At 72.3% G+C, this 12,759-nt stretch carries 13 protein-coding genes and 1 pseudogene; 6 read left to right on the forward strand and 8 right to left on the reverse strand.

Annotated elements, in window-relative coordinates; genetic code table 11:
- Positions 1-70: 70 nt before the first annotated feature.
- The 4 genes from ACYVF7_RS17595 to ACYVF7_RS17610 all read right to left on the reverse strand — a co-directional run bounded on the left by ACYVF7_RS17595 (position 71) and on the right by ACYVF7_RS17610 (position 2,618).
- The gene (locus tag ACYVF7_RS17595) at positions 71-559 is read right to left on the reverse strand and encodes a GNAT family N-acetyltransferase (RefSeq protein ID WP_460341232.1); all 489 of its coding nucleotides are present in this window, start codon (positions 557-559) and stop codon (positions 71-73) included.
- On the reverse strand, positions 549-1,772 hold the full coding sequence (locus ACYVF7_RS17600) for an HRDC domain-containing protein (protein ID WP_460357973.1): 1,224 nt from the start codon (positions 1,770-1,772) through the stop codon (positions 549-551). The genes ACYVF7_RS17595 and ACYVF7_RS17600 overlap by 11 nt, the downstream gene beginning before the upstream one ends.
- Positions 1,773-1,795: 23 nt before the next feature.
- On the reverse strand, positions 1,796-2,374 hold the full coding sequence (locus ACYVF7_RS17605) for a DUF3000 domain-containing protein (protein ID WP_460341234.1): 579 nt from the start codon (positions 2,372-2,374) through the stop codon (positions 1,796-1,798).
- A gap of 67 nt (positions 2,375-2,441) precedes the next feature.
- Entirely contained in the window at positions 2,442-2,618 is a 177-nt protein-coding gene (locus ACYVF7_RS17610) for a hypothetical protein (RefSeq protein ID WP_460341237.1), read from the reverse strand.
- A gap of 364 nt (positions 2,619-2,982) precedes the next feature.
- On the opposite strand from ACYVF7_RS17610, the gene hemE reads away from it, so the two are divergent.
- Positions 2,983-4,053, forward strand: coding sequence for a uroporphyrinogen decarboxylase (gene hemE / locus ACYVF7_RS17615; protein WP_460341240.1), 1,071 nt, complete (start codon positions 2,983-2,985; stop codon positions 4,051-4,053).
- 163 nt (positions 4,054-4,216) lie between these two features.
- On the opposite strand, the gene ACYVF7_RS17620 is transcribed toward hemE, so the two are convergent.
- Positions 4,217-5,074, reverse strand: coding sequence for a DUF4349 domain-containing protein (locus ACYVF7_RS17620; RefSeq protein WP_460341243.1), 858 nt, complete (start codon positions 5,072-5,074; stop codon positions 4,217-4,219).
- A 138-nt stretch (positions 5,075-5,212) separates the two neighbouring features.
- Here ACYVF7_RS17620 and hemG point away from each other — a divergent pair.
- The 3 genes and pseudogenes from hemG (at position 5,213) to ACYVF7_RS17635 (ending at position 8,065) form a co-directional block, all read left to right on the forward strand.
- Positions 5,213-6,674 (forward strand): annotated as a pseudogene (gene hemG, locus ACYVF7_RS17625) (protoporphyrinogen oxidase).
- Between the two features lie 101 nt (positions 6,675-6,775).
- Positions 6,776-7,417: a hydrogen peroxide-dependent heme synthase gene (gene hemQ, locus ACYVF7_RS17630; protein ID WP_460357975.1), complete on the forward strand. Its 642-nt coding sequence runs from the start codon at positions 6,776-6,778 to the stop codon at positions 7,415-7,417.
- Positions 7,418-7,705: 288 nt separating this feature from the next.
- Positions 7,706-8,065 (forward strand): hypothetical protein, encoded by a 360-nt coding sequence (locus ACYVF7_RS17635; RefSeq protein ID WP_460341246.1) that lies wholly within the window; start codon positions 7,706-7,708, stop codon positions 8,063-8,065.
- A 98-nt stretch (positions 8,066-8,163) separates the two neighbouring features.
- Here ACYVF7_RS17635 and msrB read toward each other — a convergent pair whose 3' ends face one another.
- Complete coding sequence (gene msrB, locus ACYVF7_RS17640; RefSeq protein ID WP_460341249.1) at positions 8,164-8,565, reverse strand: peptide-methionine (R)-S-oxide reductase MsrB; 402 nt, start codon at positions 8,563-8,565, stop codon at positions 8,164-8,166.
- 134 nt (positions 8,566-8,699) lie between these two features.
- Here msrB and ligD point away from each other — a divergent pair, with 134 nt between their 5' ends.
- Together ligD and ACYVF7_RS17650 are read left to right on the forward strand one after the other, a co-directional pair.
- Entirely contained in the window at positions 8,700-9,749 is a 1,050-nt protein-coding gene (gene ligD, locus ACYVF7_RS17645) for a non-homologous end-joining DNA ligase (protein ID WP_460341251.1), read from the forward strand.
- Between the two features lie 60 nt (positions 9,750-9,809).
- Positions 9,810-10,604: a hypothetical protein gene (locus ACYVF7_RS17650; RefSeq protein ID WP_460341253.1), complete on the forward strand. Its 795-nt coding sequence runs from the start codon at positions 9,810-9,812 to the stop codon at positions 10,602-10,604.
- A gap of 3 nt (positions 10,605-10,607) precedes the next feature.
- On the opposite strand, the gene ACYVF7_RS17655 is transcribed toward ACYVF7_RS17650, so the two are convergent.
- Positions 10,608-12,044, reverse strand: coding sequence for an aldehyde dehydrogenase family protein (locus ACYVF7_RS17655; protein WP_460341256.1), 1,437 nt, complete (start codon positions 12,042-12,044; stop codon positions 10,608-10,610).
- Between the two features lie 130 nt (positions 12,045-12,174).
- Entirely contained in the window at positions 12,175-12,747 is a 573-nt protein-coding gene (locus ACYVF7_RS17660) for a TetR/AcrR family transcriptional regulator (protein ID WP_460341259.1), read from the reverse strand.
- Between the last annotated feature and the right edge of the window lie 12 nt (positions 12,748-12,759).

The following is a 12,759-nucleotide window of genomic DNA, read 5'->3' on the forward strand; positions in this document are numbered from 1 at the left end:
GGCGAGCGGCGAGGTGCCCGGCCCTCTACGGCGGCCCCCTACGGCGGGCCGCCGTACGGCGGGGCCGCCGTCATCCCAGGGCGCGGGTGTACCAGACGTACGGCGGCGTGAGGTCGTCGACGGTGAATCCGAGCCGTTCCAGGAGCCGCCGGGACGGGACGTTGCCCTCATGCACCTCGGCGGTCACGTGGCGGCAGGCGGCGGATCCTTCGAGCCATCCCAGGAGGCCGCGGATCGCCTCGGTGCCGTACCCCCGCGACCGCCAGGGACCCCCGAGGCCATAGGCGATCTCGACCGCCCCGTCGGGGTCCGGCCCCTGCTTGAGACCGCACTCTCCGATCACCGCGCCCTCGTGGTGGATCAGCCAGGTGAGCGCGCAGAGGTCGGCGGCCGCCCGGTGGGCGACCATCGCGGTCGCGTCCGTCGGCCACCCGCCGGCCGCCTCGATCCCCGAGGAGTCGCCCCGGGCGAGCGCACGCGCGGGCCCGCGCTCCAGCCGCCGCAGCACGAGCCGCCGGGTGACGATCGGATCGGCACCGGGCGGGTGGTCAGGCCTCACGCTTGGCGGCCAGCCGGAGCAGCGCCTTGGCGAGGGGCGTCGCCGTCAGCTCCACCTGCCAGGAACGGGCCCCGAGCGCGGTGAGCACGACACCGATCGACTCGGCCGTCACCTCCTCCGGAGGATCCCAGGCGAGCCGCCGGACGGTGTCGGGCTGGATGAGGTTCTCCGTGGGGAGGGTGTGCTCGTCGGCCAGCGCGGCCACCACGGCCCGCAGCGCGCTCAGGCGCTCGGCGGCCGCCGGGTCGCGCTCCGCCCAGCGGTGGGCGGGCGGCGGTCCGTCTCCGGGGATGCTGTGCTCGGGCAGCGATACGTCCGGGAGGGTCCGTCCCCGCTGCACCGCCCGGAACCAGGCCGGAGCATGCCGCCGCGTGTTGCGCCCGCGGAACGACGCCAGCGCCGTCAGGTCGTCCGGGGTCCGCGGGAGCTCGAGCGCCGCCTCGACGATCGCGGAGTCGGGCAGCACCCGGCCGGGGGACAGGTCGCGGTCGCGGGCGATCCGGTCACGGGTCGTCCACAGCTCACGGACGACGGCTAGGCTGCGGCGGCTTCGCAGGCGATGGATGCCGGACGTGCGCCGCCAGGGGTCCTGCCGGGGCTCCTTCGGGGGCGTGGCCAGGATCGCGGCGAACTCCTCCTCGGCCCACCGCAGCTTGCCCGCCTCATCGAGCTGCCGGTACAGCGCGTCGCGCAGCTCCACCAGGAGCTCGACGTCGAGCGCGGCGTAGCGGAGCCAGTCGGCGGGCAGCGGGCGGCTGGACCAGTCGGCCGCCGAATGGCCCTTCTCCAGCGTGAAGCCGAGGACCGTCTCGACCATCGTGCCCAGGCCGACGCGGGGATAGCCGAGCAGCCGCCCCGCCAGCTCGGTGTCGAACAGGCGGCGGGGTACGAGCCCGAGCTCGGCCAGGCACGGCAGGTCCTGGCTGGCGGCGTGCAGCACCATCTCGGTGCCGGCGAGCGCCGCGTCCAGCGCGGACAGGTCGGCGCACGGCACCGGGTCGATCAGGAACGTTCCCGAGCCGTGGCGACGGAGCTGCACGAGGTAGGCCCGCTGGCCGTAGCGGTATCCGGACGCGCGCTCGGCGTCCACCGCGACGGGGCCCGTCCCGGCGGCCAGGCGTTCGACCGCGTCCTGGAGCGCCTCCGGTGTCTCGATGACCGGAGGGATGCCCTCCCGTGGTTCAAGTAGGGGTACGACTTCTGCTTCCGACACTTCCACGCGCCTACCGTATGTGCTCAAACTCCGGAACTCGGCAGTGAGGTCACTCCCGCGGGCGGCAAGCCCGCCGCCTGACATAGAACATCGCACCATGCACTGATATGCCCTGCAATATCCTCACTTGTCGGTGACCAAGAAGCACGGAGCTCCAACTCCGTCGTCGCCGGGTCCGCGTCCTTGTCACCGAAGCTCTCCGAAACCGCCCGGGTGATCGTGCCCGACGCGGCCTTGTACCCGGCCCGATGCGCGTCCAGCGCCTCGGTCAGCCAGCTCCACCCCACGGGTCCGATCAGCGGGTCGGCGGCGATCTCCGGCTCCAGCTCCGCCCGTACGTAGGCGACCAGCCGGAAGTCCCCGTCCCAGCCGCGCTGCCCCTCCGGGTCGTACAAGACGATCAGGCGGCCGACGGCGAGCTCCGTGTCGTCCTCCCGGTACACCGTCGCCATGATCGCCGCGGCGTAGGGCGCCAGCCGCTGCGGCGCGGGCATGTCCTCGAGCAGGAGCTCCGGCCGCGCCGGCTCGGCGTCGACCATGGCCCGCAGCGTCTCGACCACGCCTTGGAACGGTCCGGGCATCGGGTCATTCGGGGCCGTCATCGGGCGTACGGCCGATCCACCCGGCGCGCCTGGGAACGATTTGACTCACGCATGTGCACAGCGACCCTCAGGCCGCCTCGGAGTGGGCGATCACGGGGGGTTCCGGCGCGTCGCCGATCAGGATCGCCATGCCACAGTCCACACACGCCCACTCGGGGCAGTCCGCGCCGTGGCCGTCCGCGCACGGCGGCTGTTCGAAGCGGCGTTCGCCATCACAGGCGGAACAATGACGTGTGAGGGCCATCTCGGTGACCTCCCTCGATCCGGCAGGGGGAGCGTTCACACGTTCGCATGCGCCCCGGCGTGATTGCAGGACATCGCTCGGCGTGTCCTGAAGATTCTCATAACGGACGTAGGGCCATACCCCGCGGTCTGTCCGCCAGACGTCGTCGCGGCCTCATCGTACGGGACCACGAGACCCCTATGGGACCGATCCAACAGGCGGGGATGGGATCGCCGGGCGGCGCGCGAGATCAGGTGCCCGAGGGCGGCGGACGGGAGCGCGCGTCTTGCGGGGTGGTGCGCGGTGCGGTGCCCGTTCGTGGGACGATCCAGAGCGGGCCGCATGCCCCGCACCTTCCGCGAAAATCAGACAGGAGCGCACCGTCATGCCGCAAGACAGCGGGCCCCACGGGACCGGGCCGGAGCAGCGCGAGGAGAGCGCATTCCTGCTCGCCTGCCGTCGCCGGCCGGTGCCGCACACCCCCGTCTGGTTCATGCGCCAGGCGGGCCGCTCGCTGCCGGAGTACCGCGAGGCCCGGGTGGGCATCCCGATGCTCGAGGCGTGCGCCCGGCCTGACCTCGTCGTCGAGATCACGATGCAGCCCGTGCGCCGCTACGCGGTCGACGCCGCCATCTTCTTCAGCGACATCGTCGTCCCGCTCAAGGCGATCGGGATCGACCTCGACATCAAGCCCGGCGTGGGCCCCGTCATCGCCGACCCGATCCGCGACGCCGCGGCGGTCGACCGGCTGCGCCCGCTGGAGGCCGACGACGTGCCGTTCGTCACCGAGGCGATCGGCGCGCTGATCGGCGAGCTCGGCGGCACACCGCTGATCGGGTTCGCCGGCGGCCCGTTCACCCTCGCCTCGTACCTCATCGAGGGCGGCCCGTCCAAGACCCACGAGCGGACCAAGGCGATGATGTACGGCGAGCCCGAGCTGTTCGCCCGGCTGCTCGACCGGCTCGCCGACATCGCCGCGACGTACCTGAAGATCCAGGTCGAGGCGGGGGCGCGCGCCATCCAGCTGTTCGACTCGTGGGTGGGCGGCGTCGGCCCGGAGGACTACCGCACGTCCGTGCTGCCGCACAGCCGCAAGATCTTCACCGCTCTCGAGCCGTACGACGTGCCGCGCATCCACTTCGGCGTCGGGACCGGCGAACTCCTCGGCCTCATGGGGGAGGCCGGCGCCGACGTCGTCGGCGTCGACTGGCGGGTGCCGCTCGACGAGGCGGTGCTGCGCGTCGGACCCGGCAAGGCGTTGCAGGGCAACCTCGACCCGGCGATCCTGTTCGCCCCGTGGGACGTCATCGAGACGCGCGCCCGCGACGTGCTCGCCCGGGGCCGTACCGCCGAAGGACACGTCTTCAACCTCGGCCACGGCGTGCTGCCCACGACCGACCCCGACATGCTGGCCCGGCTCGTCGACTTCGTGCACGAGGAGTCGGCGGCCCGCTGACCGCGGCCGGAGACCCGGCACCTCGCGTCCGGAGGACGGCGAGGCGGACCAAGCGCCGGTGCGCCGCACCCACGTCCCGGAAGCCTCTGCGCGGCCGGAATCCTCGGCTGCAGAGCGCCAGGGTTCGGGCCTCCCCTGGCGGGTTCTTCCGGGCCGTGAGGGTTCAGGCGGCCTCCGGTCGATCGGCTTCGGACTTCGAAGGGCGTCTGCGGCGCCGGAGAACGTACAGCGGCAGGCCGATCAACGCGGCGACGGCCAGGAACGGCAGTGCCCAGCCGAGGACCAGCGCGAGTCCGCTCACGAACGCGGTGAACGCCCGCCAGCCCGTCGCGACCCCGCCGGTGAAGCCATGAGCCCGTCGCTTCACCGGCCGGCTGCCATCTATCCGCAGCGTCACGGTCGCGAACGCGGTCTGCCGCGCCAGGGACCGCTGGCGTGCCTGGAGCGACTCCAGGTCCGCCTCCCGCTGCGAGATCTCCTGTTCGACGCGGATGATCTCGCTCACGGTCGTCGCCTTGGCGAGCAGCGCGCGGAACGAGGCGAGCGTGGCCTTGGCCGAGGCGACCCGGCTGCCGACGTCCGCGACCTCCTGCGTGACGTCCTCGGCCTGCTGCTGCAGGGAGGTACGGGTGCCGATCTGCGCCGAGCCCAACCGGTCGAGGACCTCCGCGTACCTCGCCGACGGGACCTTGAACGTGATCGTCGATCCCGGCCGGGAGCCGGATGAGCTCTCGGCCTCTTCGCTGCCGACGTACCCGCCCGCGCCGGTGACGATCTGCTTCGCCCTCGCCGCCGCGGCGGCGACGTCCCGGGCCCGTACGGTGAGCGAGGCGGTGTAGATGATCGCCTGGGCGGGCTGCAGGCGGACCTGCTGGGCGGTCTTCGGCCCGCCGCCCGCGGCCGGTTTTCTCAGTGCCGCGGCGCCCTCCGCGTTCGACCCCGAGGCGCCGTTGGACGCGCTCGATCCGGCGCAGCCTCCGAGGAGCAGAACGGCGGCCAGCATGCAGAGTAAAGCCCTCATGTAAAGAGGACGTCGTGGCGCACGTCACCGTTGCCGGCCCGCGGTCGCGATCCCGTCACGATGCCGACGCGCCGCGATCACGAGACGCACCGCGACCCTGGATGCCGGTAGTACGGAACGTCTGCCATCGTTGGACCCATGACCGATGAGGCACCTCGCGCTCACGTCGCCGTCATCGGCGGGGGCGTCGCCGGGCTGACCGCAGCGTACGAGCTGGCCAAGAGCGGCGTCCGCGTCACCCTCCTGGAGGGCGGCGCCGACGTCGGAGGCAAGCTCAAGGTGAGCGAGATCGCCGGCGTTCCCGTGGACGAAGGGGCCGAGGCGATGCTGGCCCGGCGTCCGGAGGGCCTGGAACTCGTGCGCGAGCTCGGCCTGGGGGAACGGCTGACCTTCCCCGGCACCACCTCGTCGGCCATCTGGAGCCGTGGCGCCCTGCACGCCATGCCCGCCGGTCAGATCATGGGCGTGCCCGGCCGACCTGGTCGCTCTCGCCCGTTCCCAGGTGCTCTCGCCGGGTGGCCTGGCCAGGGTGCCCCTCGACCTGGTCCGCCCGGAGACGCCGCGAGGCGAGGACGTGTCGGTGGCCGAGTTCGTCGGGGCGCGTGTCGGCCGCGAGGTGGTGGACCGCCTGGTCGAGCCGCTGCTCGGCGGCGTGTACGCGGGGCGCGTCGACGAGCTGTCCTTCGAGGCCACGATGGGCGGCCTGGCCGCGGCCTCGCGGAGCCGCCGGTCCCTGATCGCCGCCGCCCGCGCGGTGGCCGGGGCGGCCCCGGCCGCTCCGGGACCGCTGTTCACCACGCTCGCCGACGGGATGGGCGCGCTGCCCGGTGCGCTGGCCGCGAAGGTCGCCGAGCTAGGCGGCGCCGTGCGCACCGAGGCGATGGTCCGCGAGCTGGCCCGTACGCCCGGCGGCTGGCGGCTCACCATCGGTCCCGCGCGCGACCCCGAGTCCCTCGAGGCCGACGCCGTGGTGCTCGCGGTGCCCGCCCGCCCCGCCGGACGCCTCCTGAAGGACGCGTCGCCGTCGGCCGCGGCCGAGCTCGGCCGCGTCGAGTACGCCAGCATGGCGGTCGTCACGCTCGCGTACGCGAGCACGGCGTTCCCCGAGCCGCCGCGCCGCAGCGGATACCTGGTGCCCGCCGTCGAGACGAAGGACGTCAAGGCCGTCACGTTCAGCAGCACCAAGTGGCCGCATTTGACCGACGGCACCCTCGTCGTGGCCCGCTGCTCCATCGGCCGGTACGGCGACGAACAGGCGCTCCAGCGTTCCGACGAGGAGCTGAAGGCGGCGGCCCTGACGGAGCTGGCCCGCACCAGCGGCGTCAACGAGCTGCCGATCGACACGCGGGTCACCCGGTGGGGCGGTGGCCTGCCGCAGTACACCGTCGGACATCTGGAGCGGGTCGCGCGGATCCGCGCGGCGGTCGCGACGCTGCCCGGCGTCGCGGTGTGCGGCGCCGTCTACGACGGCGTCGGCATTCCGGCGTGCGTCGGATCCGCCCGCCTCGCGGCGGCCCGGGTGCTCGAACACGTGAACGGTCGGGGAGAATCGGATCGAAGCGACGAGCCGGTCGGTGAGCGGGGCGGCCGGCCCGGGTGACCCCGGCATCCCCCGGAAAAGCGAAGAGGAGTGCGACCGTGAGTGCCGCAGAGACGGGCCGACCGAAGGCACGCGAGCTCAACGAGGTGATCCGGTACACCATGTGGTCGGTGTTCCGGGCCCGTGACCTGGCCGAGGCCGACCGCGCGGCGGTCGCCCGCGAGGTCGAGGAGCTGCTCGAGCAGGCGGCGGCCAAGGACATCACGACGCGCGGCCTGTACGACGTCGCCGGGCTGCGCGCCGACGCCGACTACATGTTCTGGTGGCACGCGCCGTCCTCGGACGACCTGCAGGAGATCTACCACCGCTTCCGGCGGACGGCGCTCGGCCGCGCCTCCGAGCCGGTGTGGTCGGCGATGGCCCTGCACCGCCCGGCGGAGTTCAACAAGAGCCACATCCCGGCATTCCTGGCCGAGGAGGAGGCGCGCGGCTACGTCTGCGTCTACCCGTTCGTCCGGTCCTACGAGTGGTATCTGCTGCCCGACGAGGAGCGCCGGGCGATGCTCGCCGAGCACGGGAAGATGGCGCGCGGCTTCCCCGATGTGCGGGCCAACACGGTCTCCTCGTTCGCGCTCGGCGACTACGAGTGGATGCTGGCGTTCGAGGCGGACGAGCTGCACCGCATCGTCGACCTCATGCGGCACCTGCGGGGGGCGGAGGCCCGGCGCCACACCCGCGAGGAGGTGCCGTTCTACACCGGTGCCCGCAAGCCGGTCTCGGAGCTCGTCGCCGCCCTGCCGTAACCCATTCGCCGGTCAAGGGCCGTCGATGACTTGCTCATCGGGCGGGTGGGTCGCCTTGCCGCGGCGGAGTATTCCACGCGTGATTCCACGCGTGACTCGATCGCGGCGTCGCAGAGGCAGACATGTGCGGCCGCCCGCCGACGCGCCCGGCATGATCGTCCGGCTGCTGCCGGGCGCGGCCGCCCGTCCGGTGTGCGTGGCCCTCGGTGGGGCGGCCGGTCTCGTGCTGGTCCTCGTCGTCGCCCTTACGCCGGACTCCCCGCCCCGGCGGCCGGGCCGGCGGTCGAGGTGGGCCGCCCGCGGCCGGCCACGGCCACCCCCAGTGCGACGCCGACCGCGCCTGCGTCCGGTGACGACCCCCGGGACGAGGCCGCGCTGGCGTACTACCGGGCGAAGGGCGGCGCGGTCGCCGCGCACGTCCGGCAGGTCATCTGGACCGCGCCGATCCTCCGCGTCTACACCGACCTGCCCGGCTCCGACGCGAACGCGCCGGTGGCCCTCGACCTGTGCCGGATCGCGGCGGCCTACCTCGAGAGCCGGGACAGGGCGCCGGTCGTCTTCATCCACGCCGGCCAGAGCGACGGGTATCCCGTCCTGGCCAACAAGATGGACTCCGGCGACGACTGCCGCCTGAGCAGCGTGCCGTAGACCTGGATCGACGTCCACGGCCAGGGAGCCTGGCCGGCCGATGAGCATCCCGTACGCCGGCCGTTCGGGCGCCGGGTCGCGCCTCGAACGGCGGCGGCCTACTCGGTCGGTTCGAGGTTCAGCGAGACGCTGTTTATACAGAATCGCTGATCGGTCGGGGTCGGATAGCCCTCACCCTCGAAGACGTGTCCCAGGTGCGAGTCGCACCGGGCGCAGCGGACCTCGGTCCGCACCATGCCGTGGGAGGCGTCGCGCAGCAGCGTGACCGCGTCGGACTCGGTCGGCTGGTAGAAGCTCGGCCAGCCGCAGTGCGAGTCGAACTTCGTGTCCGAGCGGAAGAGCTCCGCGCCGCAGGCGCGACAGCGGTAGACGCCCTCCGTCTTGGTGGAGACGTACTCCCCGGACCACGGCGCCTCGGTGCCCGCCTCCCGCAGGACGTGGAACTCCTCGGGCGACAGCTGGACCTTCCACTCTTCGTCGCTCTTGCGAATGACTGTCATGTCCTGCACAACCAGGGGCGCTGGGCGGCCATTCCGCTCCCGCCGCGGCCGTAAGACGCCCGTAAGAGACGCGGAGCGGCCCTCCTGCGCACGTCGCCGGATGATCTGTCGGCGCGCGGTTGTACCGTGCCGGTATGGCATCGCCTTTCGTGGAGATCCAGGTCGGAGATCGCGTCGTCAAGGTCACCAATCCGGACAAGGTGTACTTTCCGGCTCGCGGGCACACCAAGCTGGACCTGGTCAACTACTACCTGTCCGTCGGCGACGGCATCCTGCGCGCGCTGCGCGACCGGCCGACGACACTGGAGCGCTGGCCGGGCGGGGTGTTCGAGGGGGCGAAGATCGCCACTCGCGCCGACAACCGGGGCGACGCGTTCTACCAGAAGCGCGTCCCGAAGAACGCCCCGGAGTGGATCCAGACGGCGCGGATCGCCTTCCCGAGCGGGCGCCACGCCGACGAGATCTGCCCCACCGAGTTCGCGAGCGTGGCCTGGTGCGCCAACCTCGGCACCGTCACCTTCCACCCCTGGCCGGTGCGCCGCGACGACGTCGACCATCCGGACGAGCTGCGGATCGACATCGACCCGCAGCCCGGCACCGATTTCGCCGACGCGAAGAAGACCGCCCTGGAGGCCGTCCGCGACATCCTCGGCGAGCTGGGCTTCACCGGCTTCCCGAAGACCTCCGGCGGCCGTGGCGTCCACATCTACGTGCGCATCGAGCCGCGGTGGACCTTCACCGAGGTGCGTCGCTGCGCGCTCGCCTTCGGCCGTGAGGTCGAGCGCCGGATGCCCGACCTCGTCACCACGAACTGGTGGAAGGAAGAGCGCGGCGAGAAAGTCTTCATCGACTTCAACCAGAATGCCCGCGACCGCACCATCGCCTCCGCCTACAGCGTCCGCCCGAAGCCGTACGCGCCGGTCTCGGCCCCGCTCACCTGGGCGGAGCTGCCCGACGTGGAGCCCGAGGACTTCACGATCGCGACGATGCCCGAGCGCTTCGCCAAGCTCGGCGACCTCCACGCGGCAATCGACGATCAGGCGTTCTCCCTCGAGACGCTGCTGGAGTGGGCTGACCGCGACGAGCGCGATCGAGGCCTCGGCGACATGCCGTATCCGCCCAACTACCCGAAGATGGAGGGCGAGCCGAAGCGCGTCCAGCCCAGCAAGGCCCGCAAGGACTGACCGTCCGTAGCGGTAGGGTGCGTCCCGTTCGCGCACTCCGCGCGGCTACGGGAGGAATGAATGGAATCGTGGCCGCCCACCGAGCGGGGTGACCTGTCGGCCAACGGCTGGGCGAGGCCGGATTCCGGACCGCCGTCGGCGCCGTATCCCGGACCACCGTCGGTGCCGTATCCGGGGCCGCCGTCCGCGCCGTATCCGGGGCCGCCGTCCGCGCCGGTTCCGCCCTTCCCGGCGCCCCCGCCCCCGTGGCAGGGGATGCCCCCGGGGCCGCTGCGACGCTCCCGGATCTGGCCGTGGCTCGTCGCCGGCGGGGCCGTCGTCCTCACGGTGGCGGTCGGCGCCGTCATCCTGGTCGCCCGGTCGGCGGGGATCCTCGATCGGGGAGCGCGCGGTACGCACGCCGAACGAATTCCCGACCCGTGCCGGATCTACGACGACCTGCGGGGACAGGCCCTCCTTCGCGAGTTCGGCGCGAAGGGCACCAAACGCGTGCCGATGGGCGGGGACCACTGGTCGCTGTGCGCGTACGGCACGAGCATGTTCCCCCCGAAGGACACCTTCCAGGTGCAGCTCAACCTCTACCTCTATGGCGGGCGGACCGAGTCGGTCGGCGCGGCGGCGAGCGGCCTCCACCGCGCCGACATGGGCTGCCTCAGATACCAGGGCGCGGCGGCCGGGAACAGATGGCAGGAGGCATGCGAGGGGATCTCCAAGGGCTGGGTGCTGTTCGCCGCCCGCAGGGGCAACGTCATCGCGATGATCAACTGCTCGGCTCCCGAGGTCGGCGACGACGTACGGGCCGCGATGCGACGCGCGGCCGACCTCGCGCTGAACAAGATCTCCTGGGAGCCGTGACTCTCACGTCTCGATCACGCAGCTCTTCTCGCGCGTGTTGGCCAGCACGGAGTCGTGGCCGTAGCCGCTGTCCTTGAGGCCCTCGAACGGCAGGCCCGGCGGCATCTTCCGGAAGGTGTTCACCCACACCGTGCCGGCCTCGACGTCCCGGCACATGCGGTGCGCGCGGCCCAGGTCCCGCGTCCACACGCCCGCCGCCAGGCCGTACGCCGAGTCGTTCGCGATCGCGACCGCCTCCTCCTCGGTGTCGAACGGCAGCGCCACGGCGACCGGGCCGAAGATCTCTTCCTGGCAGACGCGCAGCCGGTTGTCCTCGGTCGTGAACAGTGTCGGCTCGACCCAGTAGCCGCCCGCGTACGCCTCGTCGACGATCTCGCCGCCGGAGCGCCCGCCGAACACCAGCTTCGCGCCCTCCTTCGCACCGACCTCCAGGTAGCCCGTGACGCGCTGGAACTGCTCCGCGGAGACGATCGGCCCCATCGTCGTCTCCTCCGACAGCGGGTCGCCGAGGCGGACATCCCGGGCGATGGCCGTCATCCGGTCGATCATCTCGTCGAAGATCGGCCGCTGGATGAGGATCCGTGACCCGGCCACGCACACCTGGCCCGCGTTGGCGGTGAAGACGCTCTGGGTGGTCACGCCGAGGGCCGCGCGGTCCAGGTCGGCGTCGGCGAACACGATGTTGGGGGACTTGCCGCCGAGCTCGAACGCGAGGGGTTTGAGGGCGTCCGTGCTGGCCCGGGTGATCAGCTTGGCCGTCTCGGTGGAGCCGGTGAGGCTGATCCGGTTCACGCCGGGATGGCGTACGAGGGCGTCGCCGACCTCCTCGCCCAGACCGGAGACGATATTGAGCACACCGGGCGGGAACACCTCGCGCAGCAGCTCGCCGAGGCGCAGCGTCGACGCGGTCGCCTGTTCGGCGGGCTTGATGACGACGGTGTTGCCGGCGGCCAGCGCGAACGCGGCCTTCGCCGAGAACGTGGAGATGGGGGAGTTCCACGGAATGATCCCGACGACCACGCCGTACGGGATCCGGCGGGTGAAGCCCATGCTGCCCGGCCCGAGGATGACGGTCTTGCCCTCGACGGCGGCCGCGCACTCGGCGGCGGCCAGCTGCCACAGGTACGTCATGCCGGGCACGTCGCGTTTGGACGTCTCGGTGATGATGCGGCCGTTGTCGCGCGTCTCGAGCTCGGCCAGCTCCCGCGCGTTGGCGGCGAAGACCCCGGCGACCTTGCGGAGGATGTGCGCCCGGCCCGCGGCCGGCATCGCCGACCAGGCGGGGAACGCCGCGCGGGCGGCGGCCACCGCCGCGTCCGCGTCATCGGCCGTGCCGCGCGGGATCCTCGCCCACACCGTCCCGGTCGCGGGGTCGACCGAGTCGAGCATGCGATCGGTCCCGCGCAGCTCGCCGCCGATCAGGTTCGAGAATTCCCGCATCGTGATCCCTTCTCCGCGTGCGACCTCAGCGCGATCTCAGAGCGACCGGCATTCGGCCGCGCATGGCCGCTGACCTGAATCTCGCCAAGCGTACGCTTGGTTGGGGTAATTGGAGAAGCGTCCTCTGCTGTCACTCGCCGCGCTCCTCGAGGACGCCGCGGAGGACGGCCCTGGCGATCACCGTGGTGTCCATGACGGGCACCTCCAGCGTGAGGCGGTCGAAGGCCAGGCCGGTCAGCAGGGAGGCGATGGCATCCACCTGGTCTTCGGTCGCGTGCGGGTAGGCGGCCCGGATCTGAGTGGTGCGGATGCGCAGGGTGACGGCGCGGAGTTCGCGCATGAGGGCGGCCAGTTCGGGGTTGCGGGCGGCCTCCAGAGATAGCTCGAACCGGGCCAGGTAGCGGTTGCGCGCGGGACCGGTCCCGGCATCCACGGCGGCGGCGAGCAGGCCGGCGACCTCGTCGGGGGTGGCCGCGGTGCCGGCGGGGCGCTCGTGTTCGGCGGCGAGTTGCTGGTCCAGGATCCGCCGGGCGATCGCCTCGTACAGGGCGGCTCGCGTGCGGAAGTAGTTCGACGTCGTTCCGGCGGGAACTCCGGCGGCCTGGTCGACCCCCCGATGTGTCACCTGGGTCAGGCCCAGTTCGTCCGTCAGGCGGAGTGCGGTGTCGGCCAGCAATGCGCGTCGATCGGTTCTTCTCGGCATGAACTTGACTCT

This window comes from Actinoallomurus acanthiterrae (assembly GCF_054775715.1).

Coding starts and splice junctions, on each gene's coding strand:
- ACYVF7_RS17605 (WP_460341234.1), bottom strand. CDS start 2,374: ATGACGGCCCCGAATGACCCGATGCCCGGACCGTTCCAAGGCGTGGTC.
- ACYVF7_RS17610 (WP_460341237.1), bottom strand. CDS start 2,618: ATGGCCCTCACACGTCATTGTTCCGCCTGTGATGGCGAACGCCGCTTC.
- hemE (WP_460341240.1), top strand. CDS start 2,983: ATGCCGCAAGACAGCGGGCCCCACGGGACCGGGCCGGAGCAGCGCGAG.
- ACYVF7_RS17620 (WP_460341243.1), bottom strand. CDS start 5,074: ATGAGGGCTTTACTCTGCATGCTGGCCGCCGTTCTGCTCCTCGGAGGC.
- hemQ (WP_460357975.1), top strand. CDS start 6,776: ATGTGGTCGGTGTTCCGGGCCCGTGACCTGGCCGAGGCCGACCGCGCG.
- msrB (WP_460341249.1), bottom strand. CDS start 8,565: ATGACAGTCATTCGCAAGAGCGACGAAGAGTGGAAGGTCCAGCTGTCG.
- ligD (WP_460341251.1), top strand. CDS start 8,700: ATGGCATCGCCTTTCGTGGAGATCCAGGTCGGAGATCGCGTCGTCAAG.
- ACYVF7_RS17650 (WP_460341253.1), top strand. CDS start 9,810: ATGGAATCGTGGCCGCCCACCGAGCGGGGTGACCTGTCGGCCAACGGC.
- ACYVF7_RS17655 (WP_460341256.1), bottom strand. CDS start 12,044: ATGCGGGAATTCTCGAACCTGATCGGCGGCGAGCTGCGCGGGACCGAT.
- ACYVF7_RS17660 (WP_460341259.1), bottom strand. CDS start 12,747: ATGCCGAGAAGAACCGATCGACGCGCATTGCTGGCCGACACCGCACTC.